Here is a 19281-nt window from a genome sequence, read left to right as displayed (position 1 = left end):
TAATTATTTCTTTATTTCGTGATTAATTAGATTTAAAATTTCCAATATTAAATAGGGTTTAATTATGGTTGTTTATAATTTTAAATTCACTATGTTATGATATTTTGTTCTTTTTCTTTAAAATATTGTAATAATAACATATGGTTTATAATATTTTTTAGCATAATATAATTTTATGATAAGTTACCTCGCCATTTACTTTTCAGTTTTGGATTATTGCTGGTAGCAGATTCTTATTAATCTTATTTTAATTAAAAATTAAATTCACGTAATAATGATATATATCAGTGCTTAATCCTTTTTTCACTCGTTGTTGAATATTATATTTGCAAAAACTTTTAAATAACCTATGAAAAAACAAATTTTATTTTGCTTCAGTAGTCTACTGATGCTTTTTATGAGTTCATGTTCTTCAGAAGATCTGAATCCTGAAGTAACTCCGGAAAATTCTGCTAAAACCAATCGTTTGTCAGCCGCTAAATTCGCAGGAGATGGAATTTACGATGTGCTGGGACATGGTTATAATGTTGCCGGTGAGTATGCCAATGCTACTGCTGCTGGTTTTAAAGTGATCGACATTGACCGTTTTAAATTGGAGCAGGCAAGCAGATTAATCAGCGAAAATACATTCTCACAGGAATACACCGAAGAATATGGAGAAAATGCAGAATCATATTCTAAGATGGTTTCCACTAAAGTCAACGCTACTGCCGGTATTCCATTGTTCAAGAAAACACTTTCAGTAGGATTCAATTCTGCAGTAACTACCAACAATAAGTTTGAGGGAAAATACATCTACGGAAGCTATAATCTTACGATTAAACAAAAAAGAGTAAGATTCAATGCTACTACAGATATGCTGGGAGATTACCTGACCCCGGAATTTGCTCAGGATTTGCAGACAAAAACCCCACAGCAGATTGTACAGGATTATGGAACACACGTAGCAGTTGATATCTATACTGGAGCGAAACTGGATGTTTTATTCCAGGCGGAAACAAGAAGTCAGAGCCGTGACCGTGCTGCAAGAATTGGTGTAAAGGTAGGAATGAAGGATATCTTTGATGTAGATGTTACCAATGATGTAAATACTTCAGAATCATCCATGAACTATTCTAAAAAATTGGCTTATAAAACAAGAGGGGGAGATCCTTCAAAAGGGCTTGTGGGAGATCTGAATCTTGATCAGACCAATCCTAAGATTAACATTTCCAACTGGCAAAACAGTTCTAATGCGAGCAATTCAGTCCTTGTAGATTTCGGAAGTAACGGATTGGTTATTATTTATGACCTAGTAAAGGATGCTGCTAAAAAAGCTCAGCTTAAGGCTTATGTAGATCAGTATCTGATTGACAATAAAGTGTACATGGAATTCAATACAATTCCAATTTACAGATATTACAATGGAGTAGATCATTATTATACAAAAACTCCGGGAAGCTACAGCGGATATTCTTTTGAAGGAACAGAGTTTAATGCATTCTTATATAAAGCTCCGAACACTATTCCTATCTACAGATACTGGAATGGTAAAGATCACTATTATACAAGAACTCCGGGATATTACCAGGGATATGTAGATGAAGGAATCGAGTTTAACGCTTTTGCTACTCAGGAGCCTAATACAGTTCCAATCTACAGATATTGGAATGGTAAAGATCATTATTATTCAAGATCAAGTGTGAGACCTTCCGGATATGTATATGAAGGAATTGAATTCTACGCATACTAAATAAAATATTGATATTTTACAAAGGAGCCGTCTCAAAGCTGAGACGGCTCCTTATATTAATAAAATGAGTATTCAGAAACATTTTCGTTGTAAAAAGAACACTGAAAGAATATTTCCGGTGCGCTTATCATTAAAAATGTATTTTTGTAGCTTATAAATTTATTTATCAATGAAAAAAGCAATATGCCTTTTTATAGTTGGAGAAAAATATCAGAAAATATTTAATAAAAGTAAGGTTCAGTTTGAGAGGTATGCACAAAAATGTGGAGCAGATTTAATCATTCTTGACAAGCCTTTGGATGAAACTTTTTATCGCCCTTTGTTATCCCAAAAATTATTGATACCATCTCAAACAAGGCAATACGATATTGTTTTGTTTTTGGATCTTGATATTATGATATCGGAAAAAGCACCATCTGTTTTTGAATATCTTCCCGAGAATAAATATTTTGGAGCAGTCCTTGATCCAAGGGGTACAGAAGAATTTAACAGGACATGGGGGCATATCCCAAGAATATTAGAAGAAACTTCCGAAATATATTTTACAGATAGGCATTTTGAAACTCATCCTTTATTAAAGGGAAGTATTAATGGAGGAGTATTTATTTTTCGCCCAAAGAAAGTGGCTGATATATTTAAAGACTATTATTTTTCTGAACATAATCAGGGAGAATTGAATAGCTTTGAGGAAACTCCCTTGGCATATATCTCTCAAATCAATGAATGGTTTGAAGCGCTGCCCCCTGAATTTAATGTTCAGGTTATGTATAAAATAAAAGGAACCAATAAAGGAAATCAGATTGAGGCTGAAGAGAAAAATATTCCAAAATTCATAAAAAAGTATTTTTATAAAAAGAATGAATACTGTATGCTTCCTACAAAAACATATAAAAACTTTGTAAGAAATATTATTGCAGAAAATTATTTTGTTCACTTTGCAGGTAACTACCCGATAATTTATAATTAATGAAATGAAAGTCATTAGAAAAATATTAAAAAAAATCGTAAGCATTTCTTATGGTATAACAGTGAATAACGAAGCTGATGAAATTGCCCGCCTTTTAAATGCTTTGCTCCCCTCCATAGATAAAAATGATGAGGTTATTGTGCTGCAGGATATTACTCATAAAAATCAACAAGTTGCAGATATCCTGGATACATTTGGCAACAAGATTATCCGGATAGAAGCACGGCTGGATGGAGACTTTGCAACCTTCAAAAATAATCTGATAAAAATTGCCGCTAAAGACTATTTGTTTCAAATTGATGCGGATGAGATCCCTGAACCTTCCCTGATAGAAGAAATAAAGCCTTATCTCTTTAAAAAAAGGAAAAAAGATGTTTTCATGGTTCCCAGAATCAATATTGTAAACGGAATTACCGATGAGCATATAGAGCGTTGGAAATGGCAGGTAAATGATAAAGGATATATTAATTTTCCGGATTATCAGCATCGTATTTTTAAACTTAACAGAGGTATCAAATGGGAGAATAAGGTGCATGAAAAACTTTGTAATTATAAAAAAATTGCAGGTCTTCCGGCATCAGATTATTCCATGTGTCTGCTCCATATTAAAGAAATTAAAAGACAGGAGCAGCAAAACTCTTTTTACGACACTATTGTATAAATAGCCTATGAGTATAAAAGTAATTTTAGACGCAGATGTTATAGCAGATTTCTACAAGGATAACAGGACCGGAATTTTCAGGGTTACTTTGGCCTTTTTTCGGGAATTAATTAAGAGTAATGGCATAGATGCATTCTATTCTCACCTGAGTGTATTTCATAACGAGACCTCTACAAAAGAAATTGATCATTTTTTTTCTGAAAATTCCCTGTCAGTAAAAAAGGCTAACCAGAGATACAGAAGGCCTTTTTTACCGTTTAGAAAAGAAAAGCTTTTCCGTCACTTTTACTATAAAATGGGAATTTATAATTATAAAAACATCCATTTTGAAGAGGTTTTTAGCCAGGCTGAAATTTTTCATTCTTTTTATTATCCCATTAATAATGAGATCAGGAAGTATGAAAATCTAAAAAAAGTGGTTACCATCCATGATCTGATACCAATTATGTTCCCGGATCTGCACTTTAATGCAACGCTTATAGAAAATATAATAGAAAGTATAGGAAAGGATGGATATGCTGTCTGCGTCTCAGAAAACACAAAAAGAGATTTGCTTAATTACGCGCCTCATCTCAACCCTGAACATGTATTTGTTAATTTACTGGCAGCCTCAGACTCTCTTTTTTATGTGTGTGACAATGCTGAAAAATTTAACTCGGTAAAAGAAAAATATAATCTTCCGGAAAAGTACTTTTTAAGTGTAGGAACTTTAGAGCCACGCAAAAATGTAGATTTTGTAATCCGTAATTTTATTAAAGTTATAAAAGAAAATAATATTGAGGATTTAGGGCTGGTGCTAGTAGGTGCTAAAGGGTGGGATTATGATAAAATTTTTGATGAGTACAATAATGCACATGAATTAAAAGATAAAATTATCATTACAGGAAGGGTACCGGATGAAGATCTTGCCAGTTTGTATAGTCATGCTCACTCATTTTATTACATGTCTTTTTATGAAGGCTTTGGGTTGCCTCCTTTAGAGGCTATGCAGTGTGGTGTGGCAACTGTTACATCTAATACTTCATCTTTGCCGGAAGTCGTGGGAGATGCTGGAATTATGCTGAGCCCGGATGATGATGAATCACTATCGCAAACAATGCTGAATTTATATGCAGATGAGGATTTGAGAAAAGAATATTCAGAAAAAGGATTGGAGCGCTCTAAGCTGTTTTCCTGGAAAAAAAGTGCAGATGGACTGGTTGCAATTTATCAGAAAATTAGTAATAATAATTGATCATAAGTTATTTATACTGAACTGTATGTAAGAATAATAAAAAAATGTTTCCGCAGCATGGGAAACATTTTTTTGATTTATTTAAGCAGTTCAAAAATTTCTTCTCTCTGAGCTTCAATAGAAAATGGATAGATGGCTTTCTCAGAGTTATTATGCAGAGTATTCCAGGTAGCTTCATTAGTGCAGATTTCAATAATGTTATCTGCGAATTTTTGATAATCTTCGTTTCCTGAAATTAAGGCTGTCACCCCGTTTTCCAAAAACATACCTTCAGCACCAATCTCTGTCGTTAATACAGGAAGAGTATATTCCAAAGCCTGACCGATTTTACCTTTCACGCCGGCTCCAAACCTTAGTGGTGAAACCGAAGCAAAACATTTTTTGTAATAAGGAATAACATCTTCTACAAAGCCGGCAATTTCAAACCTGTCAGAATTCATTTTCTCAATAGATTCAGGAGCTTCTGAACCGATAATGGTGATTTTGAGATCTGGTAAAATTTTCCACACCAAAGGCATGATCTGATGATAAAGAATTTCTACCGCATCCACATTAGGATCATGCAAAAAAGTTCCGATAAAGAAAATACCTTCACGTTTTTCAAATGGCGGCATATCTTCCGGTTTCACTTTTAAGTTATGAACATTACTTACTGTAAAAAGTTTGGAAGGATCCACAAAAGAGGTCATAAACTCTTTTTCTTTATCACTTATTACCGCTATTTTATCAGCCTGCTTGCAAAGTTCAGTTTCTATGTGCTTGTAATATACCAGCTCTTTGGCTCTGTTCTTATCATATTTTATTTCAAGACCTCTTTCCATTCTAAGATAATGGATGTCTACCATATCATAAACAATCTTGGCTTGCGGAGCTTTTTTTCTGAAAAAATCTAAATAATGTTCAAAAAGCTCGGGTCTGTGACACCACACAAAATCCAGCTTTGGCAGCAGCTTATTAATAAAATGTTTTTTGCCTTTCATAATGCCATATTTCCCTATGAAAGGGGTGTAAACAATTACATTATGGTCATTAAGGTTTTGTATATATTTTTTTGATTCAAGCTTAGGAATAGCTTTTCGCCAGTCCATCAGATACACATTATAATGTTTTGCCAGAAATTTTGCAATTTCGGTAATTCTATTTGATGCTGAATCTTTATCAAAGGTAGGAATCTGGCTGTCTACAATGAGAACATTCTTTTTATTAGGATCAGGAGTAATGTCCTTTACAGATAAAGGATAATGCCTTTTTAAATATACATAATTTTTAATTTTTCTTTTGATACCCATAATCTTTATAATTTGAATATTTTCTTTGTAAAGTTTCTGACACTATATTTATCAATAATATCTTGAGAAATTGGTTTATACTCCAGCTCCAGAAAATTTTTAATTTCATCTGTATTTAATCTGCTGCTGTCTATAATCAAAATATTATTGGGGTGATAAAATTCGTATTCTTGTACTGCTGTGTTGGTTGTAATGAGTTTTTTTCTGTATCCTAAACTTTCAAACGTTCTGAAAGATAATCCTTTCTGATCTTTTCTCTGAATGTCAATCATTGCTTTAGACTGAGCAATCAATTTCTTGGTTTCATCAAGTGAAAGATATCTTGTGGTTGAAATTAAATGAGGATATTCTAATTTTTGATACCAAAATAATACAAAATAAATATTTAATCCACCTTCAGCCAAAGCTGCTGAAACTGCATTGATTTCATCAATTCTGGAATCGTAAGATGAAACATTGAAAATGTCATACTTTATTTCTTCATGTTCTAAAGTCTCATCATAAATGAAATTAGACGTTTCAATAAAGTTGTATTTTTTAATATCCTCTTGTTCATATGAGTAAATTTCGTCAAAAAAATGGGCAATTTCAAGCTGTCTGGGAAATTTTTTACAGCTGTCATATAAATACGCTGTAAATGTCTCTGTATTATTCTTTAATTGTTTTAATAAAGAATCATCCAGCATATCCGGTCTGATCACAAAAATAATATCCTGCTTCTCTTTTATCCGGTTTAAAATCTGCTGATTGAAATATTTTTTTTTAATATTACTTCCAAATAATTTGGTAATGCCATTCCAGACTTTTACAAAAATATTGGGATACTTATATTTTATAGTATCTGTTTTAATATCAGTGACCACAATATTATGATGAAAACTCAGCTCCTGAACAACAAAATCAAGATAACCGTACGCAAAAGGGTAAATTAAAGTAATTTTCTTAGGCGTCATTTCTTAAATATTTCTTTCAACTTGTTTTCAAATGCAATTTCTTCATTCAAAACCATATTTTTATAGCTGCTAAATTGTGAAATATGATCAGGATAGTTGTCCAAAACCTCTTTTATTTTTGCAATAATTTCAGGAATTATTTTTTCATTAAAATTGAATTTGTATTGATCAGGAATCATTAAATCTTCATAAAAAGCAGAAGAACCGTTTTTTCCGGAAATAATGCAACAATCCTGAGATACAGATTCCCTCAGCATTTTGTCTCTCCCCGGATTTTCACCAAAATCCACATACAATAATGATTTTGCCATCAAATCCTTAATTTGATCTGCATTCATATTTTGTACAGGAACCCACTGTAGATCCGGCGAATTCTTAATGAGTTCAGAAATCTCTTTTTTTCCTTTTCTGGGGTTGTATAAAATAGTTTTGTTAGAAAGATCTTTCTCTATTCGATCCGTATTTTTCAAAAAGCTTGGATTGATATAGTCACATACAAAATCTATCTGGCTGGCAGGAATTCCATGGTCTTTTAAATAAATGGAAGATCTGTAAGACTGTGCCCATTGATATACGTTGGGTAAATGTTCAAAATGATATTCTTTATCATTTTGTTTATAAAATAATTTTGTAAAGAAACTTTGTCTCCGTATTCTGTGATCCATCAGAATTTTATAAAAATCAACGCTTAGCCACCAGATTACTTTTTGACTTTCAGGATATTTTTTTACAAGGAAAGTCATAGATTCCGGGATGATCAGAATGTTTTGGGGCTTATCTTCTACAATTTCAATTTCTTTAGTAGTATAAACATTGTAATTAATAGGCTTTGCATTTTTTCTTTGGGGGATATAATGCATAAAAACATTTTTAATCCTCAAATTATACAACTTATCAGCAAGTTGGTGCAATGCTTCCGGCCCGCCGGTAACACTGTTGGGAGGACAAAATATGATGATTTCGGATTGATCTGTATACGTTAACATGATTTTGTTACTTCAAATATATTTAAGATAATTGAAAAACTCTCTCCACCCAACTATCCAAAGTATATCTGTAGTAGATTTCTTCCGGAATTTTCTCGTAAGGCTTTTCAAAGAAAGATTTGTCAAGATTACTAATATTTTTGTTTAAAATCAAAATATTATTGGGATTGTAAAAGTCATAGGTTTTAATGGCTTCGTTATCAGTAATGATTTTCTTATCAAGGGCCATGGCTTCAAAAACTCTGAAGCTGAGTCCGTATTGCCCTTCACGCATAAGGTCCAGTAACACTTTAGAGTTTTTATAATACTTGGGAAGATCATTATGCGGAATTTTTTTGATACTGAAAATCAAGAAAAGATTTTTCGGTACCGTCATGAAAATATTGGTCAGCTGATGCTTCCATGATTTCTTTCCGATAATCATGATCTGAAACTTAAGTCCCAGTTCAATCAGTTTTTTAGCCAGTAATTTGATGAGTGAGACCCTTCTGTTATCATAAGAAGTAATGTAGAAAAGGTCCATTTCGGGTTGTTGGCTTTCTTCTGAGCAGTGCGGAAGGTAAATATAATTCGTTAATTTTTCGAATCCGTGTTTTTTAACATCAATATGATCGAAGGAAAATACTTTGTCAAAAAGATACAGTTTATCTTCTACAGGAACTCTTTCAAGATTATCATAAAGGTAGGTAACCAGGCGGTCTGTATATTTACGGATTTTTTTAAGCGTAGAAAGATCAAACGTATCAGGATTCATCACCAGTATCTGGTCCTGATGTCCTAATTTTTCAAGCGAGTCCAGAACGTATTTCTGTCTTTTTTCGGTCTTGAGATTTTTATTTAAAAAAGTTTTGCTGAGAGCATTTACAGCCCTTTCATTAAAGTTGGAATGAGTAACAGTACTGATCTTTATATGATGAGCATCAATACCTCGTTTGCATAATGTTTCAACAATATACTTATCATAATCCCAAAAATCATAACTAATGATACAAATCTTCATTCAACTAATTTTGCTCTTTTTTTAATGATTCATAGGTTTCATAAACACTTAAAGATTGCAGGTATGATAGCTGATACCCTTCTTTTCCGTCTAAAATTCCAAGTCTCATTATATAGGCTTTAAAGAATTTAAAAGCTGTTTTAAGATATTGAACTAAAACATTGTACTTTTTTCCTTTTGCAGCCAGTTCTTTCCCCTTTAAAACTCCGTAATGAATCATTTTTTCTTTGTAGGATTCATAATCTGAAACGGAGTAGTGGAGTAATTTATTTTTTAAAACTCCGATGGTCCCCTTCACCTCCAGAGTTTCGTGTACCTTTTTACCTGCCATATATCTGGCCTTCGATTTTCTGAACAGTCTGAAGTTTTTATCAGACTGAGTTCCTGAAAAATGTATAGGTTTCTGGGCAAAAAAGAATTTCCTGTAAAAATAGTAGGCATCCTTTTGCCCGGTTTTTTTCAGCTCATCAATGATTTCCTGCTTCAGGGCCGGCGTAATTCTTTCATCACCGTCCAAAAATAAAACCCAGTCGTTGGTTGCAGCATCCAGAGCTAGATTTCTTTGCTTTGTAAAGTCTTCAAATTTATTCTGAATTACTTTTACATGCGGGAATTTCTTTGCAATTTCTACAGTTTTATCCGTACTAAAAGAGTCAACGACTATTATTTCATCACAAAAATCAAAGGACTCAAGGACAGCCTGTATATTTTTTTCTTCATTATATGTTATGATTAAACCACTTATATTCATCACAACGCTTTGTTTGATAGAGAAGTACATAAATACTTCCCTTAATATTGTTTTTTAAAATAGTTTTAATCTGCCAAAGATAAGTTTTAATTTGAATTTTATGATCGAATCTTTGCCTTTTATATCAATTCTACACAGCTCGTAAGGATGCCGGGTAGGATAATAATTCACTTTATTTCCTATTCTTACTGCAAAATCAATTCCTAATTTTTTTAAAATTGAAAAAAAAGCGGATTTATCCTCTTTTTTTTGAGGATATTTACCATAAGGATATGCCAAAACCTTGGAATAGCTGATGTTTTGGGCATCCAGCACCTGCATATTCTTTTTTAGATCTTTTTCTATAAAATCAACAGAAGCATCTTTCAGATTTACATGGGCATGGCTGTGGAGTGCAATCTCAAAGTATTTTTTATCGAGACTTCTGATTTCATCAAAGGTCATCATCGGATAATTTTTATATCCATTTTCAATAAATCCGGTTGGGATGAAAATAGTTGCTTTCAGATTATATTTTTCTAGCAAGGACGGCAGGTATTCAAGGTTATTTTTGTATCCGTCATCGAAGGTGATTATAATATTCTTTTTTGATGAAAGAGTAAGCTCTGAAAAAAAATGCGGTGTATATTTTTTACGGCTCAGATAAGAAAACTGCTGCTCAAGATTTTTTAAGGTGACTGTAAGGTCTTCATGGCTTTCTTTTTCAATCTGGTGATACATGAGGATAACCAGTCTGTTATAAGGAAGTGCAAAAAGATACAGACGGAAATACACGACGATAAATATCGCCAACACAACAGGAATCAGGTAAAGAACCATACTATCTACTGTGTTTTTTCAATTCCGACAATCTTATTTTTTCACGAAGCTTAATATATTTTAAAAAGGTATAGTAAGACATTGTTTTAGCAATATAAAAGCCAGGAAATCCATCCAGAAACCCAAGTCTGAAAATAAAGACCTTGATAAACTCGAATACCGGGCTTACAATGATCTTAAATCTTTTGACTTTCATTCCTCTTTCAAACATTTTCTCAGCCATCATATCAGAATATTTATTGATTTTTGAGACATGATGATGGATGCTTTTGTAGGTATAATGATTCAGCCTTCCCTCCATCATACAGGCTTTCTGGTCAGTAATCAGAAACTCATGAACTTTATCATCAGAATACCTTGCATATTTTTTTCTGAACAGCCTTTCACGGTATACATTTCCCCATCCTCCGAATCTGATCAGATGAATTCCCAGATGATTATTGAATTTCGCTTTATACACATTGCACGCTTTGCTTTCAGAAGAAACAATCTTTTGTATGGATTTTTTCAGCACTGCATCAGGAACTTCATCTGCATCCAGAAACAGAACCCATTCGTGGGAACATAAATCAAGGGCATGGTTTTTTTGTTCACCATACCCGTTAAATGTTTTCTCAAAGAATTTTACCTGAGGATATTTTTGAGTGCAAATCTCTTTTGTCTTATCTGTTGAAAAGCTGTCGACAATGATGATTTCATCAACGATGTCTGTTAATGAATCTAAAAGTCTTACGATGTTCTCTTCTTCATTATAAGTAATGATTGCAAGGGAAAGAGCCATTTCTATTTAAACTCTAGAATAGTCTTTTCAATAATCTTCACACAATCCAGTAATTGTTCTTCGGTAATTACCAATGGTGGTGCCAGTCTTATGATATTGCCGTGGGTAGGTTTTGCCAGCAATCCGTTTTCTTTCAGTTGTAGACAAAGATTCCAGGCAGTGGAACTTTCGGGAGTATCATTGATAAGGATAGCATTTAAAAGGCCTTTTCCTCTTACTTTGGTGATAAGATCTGTCTTTTCGATCAGTTTCTCTATTTCAGCTCTGAAAAGTTTCCCTAATTCTTCAGCTCTTTCAGATAGATTTTCTTCAGCTACTACATCCAGTGCAGCAACGGCTACAGCGCAGGCAATAGGATTTCCTCCGAATGTAGAACCGTGTTGTCCGGGCTTAATTACATTCATAATGTTGTCATTCGCTAAAACAGCTGACACAGGATACATTCCTCCGGAAAGAGCTTTCCCCAAGATCAAGATATCCGGCTGCACATCTTCATGGTGGCATGCAATAAGTTTTCCTGTTCTTGCAATACCGGTCTGAACTTCGTCAGCAATAAAAAGAACATTGTGCTTTTTACACAGCTCAGAAGCATTTTTTAGAAAATTTTCATCCGGAACATATACTCCGGCTTCCCCCTGAATAGGCTCTACAAGGAATGCCGCAATATTTGCGGCCTCTCTGTTTAGGACTTCCTCCAAAGCAGCAATATCATTGTAAGGAATTTTAATAAATCCTGGGGTAAAAGGTCCGTAGTTCTGGTTGGCATCCGGATCATTGGAGAAAGAAACAATAGTGGTTGTTCTTCCGTGGAAATTGTTTTCGCAAACGATAATTTTTGCAGCGTTTTCTGCAATTCCTTTCACCTCATAGCTCCATTTTCTGGCTAATTTTACAGCTGTTTCCACAGCTTCAGCCCCGGAGTTCATAGGTAAAACTTTATCAAATCCAAAAAGACTAGTAATTTTTTGTTCGTATTCTCCTAACTTGGAGTTGTAGAACGCTCTTGAAGTTAAAGCCAGCTTTTGTGCCTGCTCTACCAGGGCTCCTACAATTTTAGGATGAGAATGTCCCTGGTTCACAGCAGAATATGCTGAAAGAAAATCATAGTACCTTTTCCCCTCCACATCCCAAACGAAAACACCTTCTCCGCGGTCCAGAACTACTGGAAGTGGGTGATAGTTGTGCGCTCCATGTTTGTCTTCAAGGTCAATAAAATACTGTGAGTTTTTTGTTTGTTCTGCTGTTGACATAAATTTTGGTTTTCAACAAATTTACACAATATTAATGATACCCATAAACAAAAATAGAGTAGAGTATAAGGCTTTGATTAGAGTATATTTTGAGGGAAAATGAATCCTTGAATGGAAAATATTTTCTTAACGGATAACAGTTGCAGGTATTCTATCTTTAAGAATAAGAAATTTATACTGAGAAGATAATTCTACATTTTAGTGATTCCAATATTGATTTGCTGTTCCATCAGGACTATAATTTTTAAATACTTTCCCCTAATTAGCTTTTGATTGGGGGTTGTCTTATAAATTGTTCTGGTACGAAATATCAAAAACTTTTTCCATTTGTTTTTCGTTAACAGAGCCAGGTGTTGCCTTTAATAAAGTATTGCGGAGCCAAACTGCCAGACTGTTTTCATAATGGGATATTTTACCGATGGCTGAGCTTGTATTGACGATGTAATGTGCTTTTTTCATACGCAGTTTTTCGTATTGAGTGAAAACTTCCTCTACGTTTTTCCCTTCACCAAAAAGTTTTCCGAGGACATATGCATCTTCAATGGCCTGGCAGGCACCTTGTCCCATATTAGGAGTTGTTGCATGGACTGCATCTCCAATCAGGCAAACGCGGTCTTTTTGCCATTGATAAATCGGTTCCAAATCGATAATGTCGCTGACAAATATTTTTTCTTTCGGTGTTACGGAAATCATTCTTGGAATTTCGGGATTAAATTCAGCAAAAAGCTCAGCAAGATTATTGGGATTTTTAACCAGGTGCTCGTTAACCACAGCATACCAGTAAACTTTGTGATCGCTAATTTTCACGAAGCCGAAGCGTCTACCTTTTCCCCAGGCTTCATAAGCATGGTGATTATATTTTTCTGTCCAATCAGATTCGATGACAGCACGCCAGCATTTTTGCTTGGAAGATCTGAGTTTTCCAATATTTAAAATTTGATGACGTACTACTGATTTAATGCCATCTGCTCCAATAACAGCATCTGCACTAGCGATAGTTCCGTCTTCAAAAGTGAGTTGATAACCGTTTTCCTGTTCGATTTTGGATAAACGTTTAGAAAGTTTAATGTTTTCAAAACCAATTTCTTCAGCCAGAATCATTTGCAAATCGGCACGATGAATGGCAATATTGCTTACTCCATATTTACTTTCGAATGTATTCAGTTGTACGTCCGATAAGGTTTTGAGTTGTGGATCAGTAATGTTAATAGTTGAAATTTTATGACCTGCTTTTTCGATTTTGTGGCGAATGGCAAGTTTGTCAAAAATCTGCATGGCATTATTAGCCATAATGATTCCGGCGCCCACAGGTTTTATTTCGGGTGCACTTTCATAAACGGTAACGTCCAGATTATTTTTTTGTAAGGCTAAAGCGGTTGTCAAACCACCAATTCCGCCACCGATAATTGCTATTTTCATTGTGATTGCATTTATATTATGAGGCAAAATTACAGGTTGGAAAAACCAAAAACGTTCACTTAAGTTAATTTTCAGAAATTAGTAAATTCTTTTCCGGATTCTGCTTAGCGATTGTGGTGTAATTCCTAAATAGGACGAAATATATTTCTGTGGAATTTTGTTCAGAATTTCGGGTGACTTTTTCAGGAGATTGAGATAACGTTCTTCCGGTGTATAAAAAAACAGCTCGTCCAGCCTTTGTTTTGCATCCAGAAAAGCTAAATCGGATATGCGTTTTGCCAGCCCAAGCCAGAAAATATCTTTCTGAATTAAAATCTCAACATCTTTTTTATTAAAATATAAAACTTCAGTTTTTAGAAGAGCCTGTATAACAGCCATTGATTTTTTTCCGGTAATATAGCTTGCGTAATCACCAATTACGTCATTATTCACCTGTAAAAGATAGCTGATATCTTCGCCTTTCTCGTTGATGTAATAAATCCGGACGGCGCCATTCAAAATGAGTCCTAAACGATCGAATACTCCATTTTTAGGTTCTATCATTTTGTTTTTATCATAAGTTATGATATAGCAAATATCCAAAAATTCCTTCGCACGCTCCATAGAAATCTGAAGTGTCTCTGCTAATTTCTCCTGTATTGCTGATGTCATCACTCCCATGTCGGTTTTAATTGATACTGCAAAAATAACTTTTCCCGCTTTATTACAACGAAATAGAGTATACGACTAAAGAAGGCGCCTTTTCGGACGCCTTCTTTTTATATCAATGATAATTCTTTTTAGTGATTATCGTATTTTTTATCCATTACAAAATCTTCCATGAATTTTGTAGTATAGTTTCCTGAAAGATAATCTTCATTATCCATCAGCTGTCTGTGGAAAGGAATAGTGGTTTTTACTCCTTCAATATAGAATTCTTCAAGAGCACGTCTCATTTTTGCAATAGCTTCTTCACGGGTCTGAGCCGTAGTGATAAGTTTAGCAATCATTGAGTCATAGTTGGAAGGAATTGTATATCCGGAATACACGTGAGTATCTACTCTGATTCCGTGTCCGCCAGGGATGTTTAATCCTGTTATTTTTCCCGGAGACGGTCTGAAGTCTGCGTAAGGATCTTCTGCGTTAATTCTACATTCGATTGAATGTAATTTAGGATAATAGTTGATTCCTGAAATAGGAGTTCCTGCAGCAAGAAGAATTTGTTCTCTGATCAGGTCATAATCAATTACCTGTTCAGTAATAGGATGCTCTACCTGAATTCTTGTGTTCATTTCCATGAAATAGAAATTTCTGTGCTTGTCTACAAGGAATTCAATAGTTCCTACCCCTTCGTATCCAATGAATTCAGCAGCTTTCACAGCAGCAGCACCCATTTTTTCACGAAGTTCATCCGTCATGAAAGGAGAAGGAGTTTCTTCAGTTAATTTCTGATTTCTTCTCTGTACGGAACAGTCTCTTTCGGAAAGGTGGCAAGCTTTACCGAATTGGTCACCGGCAACCTGAATTTCGATGTGCCTAGGCTCTTCAATCAGTTTTTCCATATACATACCTCCGTTTCCAAAGGCAGCTACAGCTTCCTGAATAGCAGATTCCCAGTGATCTTTAAGGTCTTCAGCTTTCCAAACAGCTCTCATCCCTTTACCACCACCACCGGCAGTTGCTTTAATCATTACAGGATATCCTGTTTCTTCAGCAATCTTTACAGCGTGTTCATAAGATTCAATTAATCCATCAGAACCTGGTACACAAGGTACACCTGCTGCTTTCATAGTAGCCTTAGCGTTTGCTTTATCTCCCATTTTTTCAATCTGTTCAGGGGAAGCACCAATGAACTTGATGCCGTTCTTCTGGCAGATTCTTGAGAAATTAGCATTTTCAGATAAGAATCCGTAACCTGGGTGAATGGCGTCAGCATTGGTAATTTCCGCAGCAGCAATAATGTTAGGGATTTTAAGATATGAGTCTTTACTCATTGCAGGACCAATACATACCGCTTCATCAGCAAATCTTACGTGAAGACTGTCTTTATCAGCAGTAGAGTATACCGCAACGGTTTTGATCCCCATTTCTTTACAAGTACGTAAAATACGCATTGCAATTTCGCCACGATTGGCTATTAATATTTTTTTGAACATCTTAATACGATTTGAAATTTGAAAATTTGAAATTTGAAATTGACTTATCATCAATTATCAATCATCATTAATCAATATTTAATTAAGATGGATCTACTAAGAATAATGGTTGGTCGTATTCTACCGGAGTAGCATCGTCAACTAAAATTTTAACAATTTTTCCGCTGATTTCAGATTCAATCTGATTGAATAACTTCATTGCTTCAATAACGCAAACTACTTTACCAGCAGAAACTTCATCACCTACATTTACAAATACATCTTTATCAGGAGATGGTTTTCTATAGAAAGTACCGATCATTGGAGATTTGATCGTTACATATTTGCTGTCATCAGATGCCACTTCAGCCTTTTCAGCAGGTGCAGCAGCCGGAGTTGCAACAGGTGCCGGAGCAGCTACTGCTTGAGGAGCAGTGTGATATACTGCAGGTTGTGCATAAACAGCATCGCTTCCAGCTAATGGAGTTTTAATAGTGATTTCGAAATCTTTAGTTTTGTACTTCACTTCTGAAACTTCAGCCTTAGATACAAACTTGATAAGATTTTGTATGTCTTTAATGTCCATAAATTTGATATTTGATTTGATGCCAAAGATACCAAAAAAACGTAAAAAACAACAAAAAACCGCCAAATTTTATCAAAATTGGGCGGTTTTTGTATTAAAATGAGGCTTTTTCAGCGAAAAGCGACTCTTAGTTTTCTTCAGTAGCAGCTACTTCTTTTTCCAATACTACTTTACCTCTGTAGTACAATTTTCCTTCATGCCAGTGAGCTCTGTGGTATAGGTGAAGCTCTCCTGTTGTTGCATCTTTAGCTAATTGAGGAACTACAGCTTTGTAGTGAGTTCTTCTCTTATCTCTTCTTGTAGACGACTGTCTTCTCTTTGGATGTGCCATTTTCTAATAACTTTTTTAATTGATGAGCGATGAGATTCATCATCTCATCATATTTAAATTATTCTATTTAATTATTGTCTCTTAATTTTTTTAAAGCATCCCATCTTGGATCGCTTTCATGTTCTTCCTCTTCTGCTACTTCAATATCTTTAGGACTGAACTGGTCAAGAATTTTAAGATCTTCATCACTTACATTCGGTGAAATCTTTTTCATCGGGATAGAAAGCATTACATTTTCGTAGATCAAATGCGCTACGTTGAAGGCGTGCTCTCCGGTAGGAATGGTAATCACATCTTCATTGCTGTCATCATATTCTTCCCCGAAATTTACCAGAATCTTGATCTCATTCTCTATAGGATAGTCGAAATTTTCATTTGTGATGTCACAAACCAATTCAACCAGTCCTTTAATTTTAATCTCAAACTCCAGGAAAGTAGTGTGTTTATCAAGTGATACATTCACTTCTATTCTGGGATTTGTAAATTCCTGCTCAGTGTCAAATAATTGAAAGAACGTTTTATCTATCTCAAACTTGAACTCGTGTCTTCCGTTTTTAAGTCCGGAAAAGCTTACGTCATAGTTTCTTAACTTGTCCATAAAATGAGTGTGCAAAAATATGCATTTTTTTTATAATAACAAATAAAATCTGAAACAAATTAATTTAAAATTTGTTTTAAAGATTTATGCTTCAGTTTCCTCCGGTAGATCTTCATCTATTCCGTTGTCTACAGCCATTTTTCTAGGCTGCAGGCGGTCGCTCATCAGTTCACTGTATTCACTTCTGTTTTTGAAAACCTTAATAGCAGTGAAGATGGCTTCTGTAAAACTTTGTTCATCAGCGATATTTTTTCCTGCAATATCATACGCAACTCCATGATCCGGAGATGTTCTGATAAAAGGAAGTCCTGCAGTATAATTTACCCCTTCTTCATACGCTAATGTTTTGAACGGAGCCAGCCCCTGATCATGATACATTGCGAGCACTGCGTCAAAATTTTTGTATTTGTTGGGCTGGAAAAAGCTGTCTGCCGGAAAAGGTCCGAATGCCAGTATTCCATTGTCAGAAAGTTCTTTAATAGCCGGGCTGATGATTTCAATTTCTTCATTTCCGATAACACCTCCGTCACCAGCATGTGGATTTAACCCTAATACAGCAATTTTAGGTTTTTGAATGCAGAAATCTTCTACAAGCGTTTGGTTCAATACTTTGATCTGCTTCTTTATTTTTTCTTTGGAAATATTTTCAGCTACCTGTGCAATAGGAATATGATGCGTAGAAACAGCCACTTTAAGATCTTCAGTCACGAGGAACATGAGTCCTTTTTTGTTGAATTTTTCCTCAAAATACCCTGTATGTCCTGCATGTTTAAAGCCCATCTTTACCATTTCATCCTTGTTGATCGGTGCGGTTACCAGTACATCAATATCACCTCTTATCAAGGCTTCAGTAGCTGCTTCCAGAGAATCAATCGCCATTTTGGTAGACTCTTCAGTGGGAACTCCCAATTCAACATTCACGTTTTCTTTCGTGAGATTCACCATATTAAGCTTACCTGCCTGGGCCTGTGAAGCTTCATTGATGTAGTTGAAATTGAGATTCAGCTTAAAAATATTTTTCTGATAAGTGAATAATTTCCCCGAACCAAAAATTACAGGAGTGAAAAAATCTGTAATGGTTTTGTCTTTCAGAGACTTCATAATGATCTCCGGACCGATGCCGTTGAAATCACCGATTGAAATTCCTACTCGTACTTTATGGTTTTTTGGGCTCATTTTGATTATCTTTGAAGATTATAATTTACAAATTTAGCAAAAAATAATATGTTCACAGGAATTATTGAAGCAGTTGGTGTTATTGAGAAGATTGAAGAAAAAGGAAGCAATATAGATTTTACCCTTACATGTCCTTTTACAAACGAGCTGAAAATAGACCAGAGCCTGGCACACAACGGCTGCTGCCTTACGGTTGTAGAGATTAAAGACAATCATTATGTGGTTACAGCAATCAACGAAACATTGGAAAAAACCAACCTTGGGAAATGGGAACTGGGAACTGTTGTGAATCTTGAACGCTGCATGAAGATGGATGGAAGACTGGATGGTCATATCGTTCAGGGTCACGTTGATAAAACCGGTGAAGTGGTAAGTATTGAAAATAAAGACGGAAGTTATTTCATTACCATGAAATATGACAATGACGGAAGTTTTGTAACGGTGCCTCAGGGTTCCATTACAGTAAACGGGATCAGTCTTACTGTTGCTAAAAGCGAAGATGCTCAGTTTTCCGTAGCTATTATTCCTTATACCTGGGAATTTACAAATATGAAACATTTGAAAATTGGTGATAAAGTAAACCTGGAATTTGATATCATTGGTAAGTATATTGCTAGGTTAATTAAAAAGTAGA

The 19281-nt window shown here is 34.7% G+C and carries 20 protein-coding genes; 5 read left to right on the top strand and 15 right to left on the bottom strand.

Annotated features, from left to right (window positions below):
• The first annotated feature begins 349 nt into the window (after nucleotides 1-349).
• From EL165_RS13815 to EL165_RS13800, 4 genes are all read left to right on the top strand, one after another.
• Nucleotides 350-1732: an MAC/perforin domain-containing protein gene (locus EL165_RS13815; protein ID WP_002976232.1), complete on the top strand. Its 1383-nt coding sequence runs from the start codon at nucleotides 350-352 to the stop codon at nucleotides 1730-1732.
• Between the two features lie 169 nt (nucleotides 1733-1901).
• A complete protein-coding gene (locus EL165_RS13810) occupies nucleotides 1902-2699 on the top strand; it encodes a glycosyltransferase (protein ID WP_002976233.1) in 798 nt (265 codons plus the stop codon).
• 4 nt (nucleotides 2700-2703) lie between these two features.
• Entirely contained in the window at nucleotides 2704-3360 is a 657-nt protein-coding gene (locus EL165_RS13805) for a glycosyltransferase (protein WP_002976234.1), read from the top strand.
• Nucleotides 3361-3367: 7 nt separating this feature from the next.
• Nucleotides 3368-4594 (top strand): glycosyltransferase family 4 protein, encoded by a 1227-nt coding sequence (locus EL165_RS13800; RefSeq protein ID WP_002976235.1) that lies wholly within the window; start codon nucleotides 3368-3370, stop codon nucleotides 4592-4594.
• A gap of 77 nt (nucleotides 4595-4671) precedes the next feature.
• Here EL165_RS13800 and EL165_RS13795 read toward each other — a convergent pair whose 3' ends face one another.
• From EL165_RS13795 to pdxA, 15 genes are all read right to left on the bottom strand, one after another.
• The gene (locus EL165_RS13795) at nucleotides 4672-5883 is read right to left on the bottom strand and encodes a glycosyltransferase (protein WP_002976236.1); all 1212 of its coding nucleotides are present in this window, start codon (nucleotides 5881-5883) and stop codon (nucleotides 4672-4674) included.
• Between the two features lie 5 nt (nucleotides 5884-5888).
• Complete coding sequence (locus tag EL165_RS13790; protein WP_002976237.1) at nucleotides 5889-6836, bottom strand: WaaS/CpsH family glycosyltransferase; 948 nt, start codon at nucleotides 6834-6836, stop codon at nucleotides 5889-5891.
• Complete coding sequence (locus tag EL165_RS13785) at nucleotides 6833-7822, bottom strand: hypothetical protein (protein WP_002976238.1); 990 nt, start codon at nucleotides 7820-7822, stop codon at nucleotides 6833-6835. Before EL165_RS13785 ends, EL165_RS13790 begins: the two co-directional genes overlap by 4 nt.
• 22 nt (nucleotides 7823-7844) lie before the next feature.
• Entirely contained in the window at nucleotides 7845-8822 is a 978-nt protein-coding gene (locus EL165_RS13780; protein ID WP_002976239.1) for a WaaS/CpsH family glycosyltransferase, read from the bottom strand.
• A 4-nt stretch (nucleotides 8823-8826) separates the two neighbouring features.
• The gene (locus tag EL165_RS13775; protein WP_041461573.1) at nucleotides 8827-9573 is read right to left on the bottom strand and encodes a glycosyltransferase family 2 protein; all 747 of its coding nucleotides are present in this window, start codon (nucleotides 9571-9573) and stop codon (nucleotides 8827-8829) included.
• Nucleotides 9574-9627: 54 nt separating this feature from the next.
• On the bottom strand, nucleotides 9628-10392 hold the full coding sequence (locus EL165_RS13770) for a polysaccharide deacetylase family protein (RefSeq protein WP_002976241.1): 765 nt from the start codon (nucleotides 10390-10392) through the stop codon (nucleotides 9628-9630).
• Nucleotide 10393: 1 nt separating this feature from the next.
• Nucleotides 10394-11173: a glycosyltransferase family 2 protein gene (locus EL165_RS13765; protein ID WP_002976242.1), complete on the bottom strand. Its 780-nt coding sequence runs from the start codon at nucleotides 11171-11173 to the stop codon at nucleotides 10394-10396.
• A gap of 2 nt (nucleotides 11174-11175) precedes the next feature.
• On the bottom strand, nucleotides 11176-12423 hold the full coding sequence (gene rocD, locus EL165_RS13760; RefSeq protein WP_002976243.1) for an ornithine--oxo-acid transaminase: 1248 nt from the start codon (nucleotides 12421-12423) through the stop codon (nucleotides 11176-11178).
• Nucleotides 12424-12708: 285 nt separating this feature from the next.
• On the bottom strand, nucleotides 12709-13842 hold the full coding sequence (locus tag EL165_RS13755) for an FAD-dependent oxidoreductase (protein WP_002976245.1): 1134 nt from the start codon (nucleotides 13840-13842) through the stop codon (nucleotides 12709-12711).
• Nucleotides 13843-13920: 78 nt separating this feature from the next.
• Complete coding sequence (locus EL165_RS13750) at nucleotides 13921-14493, bottom strand: Crp/Fnr family transcriptional regulator (RefSeq protein WP_041461575.1); 573 nt, start codon at nucleotides 14491-14493, stop codon at nucleotides 13921-13923.
• 128 nt (nucleotides 14494-14621) lie between these two features.
• Nucleotides 14622-15977 carry an acetyl-CoA carboxylase biotin carboxylase subunit gene (gene accC, locus EL165_RS13745; protein ID WP_041461372.1) on the bottom strand — a complete coding sequence of 452 codons (1356 nt, stop codon included), beginning with the start codon at nucleotides 15975-15977 and terminating at the stop codon, nucleotides 14622-14624.
• Nucleotides 15978-16059: 82 nt separating this feature from the next.
• A complete protein-coding gene (gene accB / locus EL165_RS13740) occupies nucleotides 16060-16542 on the bottom strand; it encodes an acetyl-CoA carboxylase biotin carboxyl carrier protein (protein ID WP_002976249.1) in 483 nt (160 codons plus the stop codon).
• 127 nt (nucleotides 16543-16669) lie between these two features.
• On the bottom strand, nucleotides 16670-16873 hold the full coding sequence (rpmF, locus tag EL165_RS13735; RefSeq protein ID WP_002976251.1) for a 50S ribosomal protein L32: 204 nt from the start codon (nucleotides 16871-16873) through the stop codon (nucleotides 16670-16672).
• Nucleotides 16874-16940: 67 nt separating this feature from the next.
• Nucleotides 16941-17471 (bottom strand): YceD family protein, encoded by a 531-nt coding sequence (locus EL165_RS13730; protein WP_002976252.1) that lies wholly within the window; start codon nucleotides 17469-17471, stop codon nucleotides 16941-16943.
• A gap of 84 nt (nucleotides 17472-17555) precedes the next feature.
• A complete protein-coding gene (gene pdxA, locus EL165_RS13725) occupies nucleotides 17556-18647 on the bottom strand; it encodes a 4-hydroxythreonine-4-phosphate dehydrogenase PdxA (RefSeq protein ID WP_002976254.1) in 1092 nt (363 codons plus the stop codon).
• A gap of 48 nt (nucleotides 18648-18695) precedes the next feature.
• Here pdxA and EL165_RS13720 point away from each other — a divergent pair, with 48 nt between their 5' ends.
• Complete coding sequence (locus EL165_RS13720) at nucleotides 18696-19280, top strand: riboflavin synthase (RefSeq protein WP_002976256.1); 585 nt, start codon at nucleotides 18696-18698, stop codon at nucleotides 19278-19280.
• Nucleotide 19281 lies beyond the last annotated feature (1 nt).

The organism is Chryseobacterium gleum (genome assembly GCF_900636535.1).
In the GTDB taxonomy this organism is placed as follows: domain Bacteria; phylum Bacteroidota; class Bacteroidia; order Flavobacteriales; family Weeksellaceae; genus Chryseobacterium; species Chryseobacterium gleum.
The sequence above is the reverse complement of the archived record's forward strand: the minus strand, read 5'-3'. Positions and strand labels throughout refer to the sequence as shown.

What these genes read in the sequence shown, in the direction of transcription:
- EL165_RS13815 (WP_002976232.1), top strand. Translation starts at nt 350, where the DNA reads ATGAAAAAACAAATTTTATTTTGCTTCAGTAGTCTACTGATGCTTTTT.
- EL165_RS13810 (WP_002976233.1), top strand. Translation starts at nt 1,902, where the DNA reads ATGAAAAAAGCAATATGCCTTTTTATAGTTGGAGAAAAATATCAGAAA.
- EL165_RS13805 (WP_002976234.1), top strand. Translation starts at nt 2,704, where the DNA reads ATGAAAGTCATTAGAAAAATATTAAAAAAAATCGTAAGCATTTCTTAT.
- EL165_RS13800 (WP_002976235.1), top strand. Translation starts at nt 3,368, where the DNA reads ATGAGTATAAAAGTAATTTTAGACGCAGATGTTATAGCAGATTTCTAC.
- EL165_RS13795 (WP_002976236.1), bottom strand. Translation starts at nt 5,883, where the DNA reads ATGGGTATCAAAAGAAAAATTAAAAATTATGTATATTTAAAAAGGCAT.
- EL165_RS13790 (WP_002976237.1), bottom strand. Translation starts at nt 6,836, where the DNA reads ATGACGCCTAAGAAAATTACTTTAATTTACCCTTTTGCGTACGGTTAT.
- EL165_RS13785 (WP_002976238.1), bottom strand. Translation starts at nt 7,822, where the DNA reads ATGTTAACGTATACAGATCAATCCGAAATCATCATATTTTGTCCTCCC.
- EL165_RS13780 (WP_002976239.1), bottom strand. Translation starts at nt 8,822, where the DNA reads ATGAAGATTTGTATCATTAGTTATGATTTTTGGGATTATGATAAGTAT.
- EL165_RS13775 (WP_041461573.1), bottom strand. Translation starts at nt 9,573, where the DNA reads ATGAATATAAGTGGTTTAATCATAACATATAATGAAGAAAAAAATATA.
- EL165_RS13770 (WP_002976241.1), bottom strand. Translation starts at nt 10,392, where the DNA reads ATGGTTCTTTACCTGATTCCTGTTGTGTTGGCGATATTTATCGTCGTG.
- EL165_RS13765 (WP_002976242.1), bottom strand. Translation starts at nt 11,173, where the DNA reads ATGGCTCTTTCCCTTGCAATCATTACTTATAATGAAGAAGAGAACATC.
- rocD (WP_002976243.1), bottom strand. Translation starts at nt 12,423, where the DNA reads ATGTCAACAGCAGAACAAACAAAAAACTCACAGTATTTTATTGACCTT.
- EL165_RS13755 (WP_002976245.1), bottom strand. Translation starts at nt 13,842, where the DNA reads ATGAAAATAGCAATTATCGGTGGCGGAATTGGTGGTTTGACAACCGCT.
- EL165_RS13750 (WP_041461575.1), bottom strand. Translation starts at nt 14,493, where the DNA reads ATGACATCAGCAATACAGGAGAAATTAGCAGAGACACTTCAGATTTCT.
- accC (WP_041461372.1), bottom strand. Translation starts at nt 15,977, where the DNA reads ATGTTCAAAAAAATATTAATAGCCAATCGTGGCGAAATTGCAATGCGT.
- accB (WP_002976249.1), bottom strand. Translation starts at nt 16,542, where the DNA reads ATGGACATTAAAGACATACAAAATCTTATCAAGTTTGTATCTAAGGCT.
- rpmF (WP_002976251.1), bottom strand. Translation starts at nt 16,873, where the DNA reads ATGGCACATCCAAAGAGAAGACAGTCGTCTACAAGAAGAGATAAGAGA.
- EL165_RS13730 (WP_002976252.1), bottom strand. Translation starts at nt 17,471, where the DNA reads ATGGACAAGTTAAGAAACTATGACGTAAGCTTTTCCGGACTTAAAAAC.
- pdxA (WP_002976254.1), bottom strand. Translation starts at nt 18,647, where the DNA reads ATGAGCCCAAAAAACCATAAAGTACGAGTAGGAATTTCAATCGGTGAT.
- EL165_RS13720 (WP_002976256.1), top strand. Translation starts at nt 18,696, where the DNA reads ATGTTCACAGGAATTATTGAAGCAGTTGGTGTTATTGAGAAGATTGAA.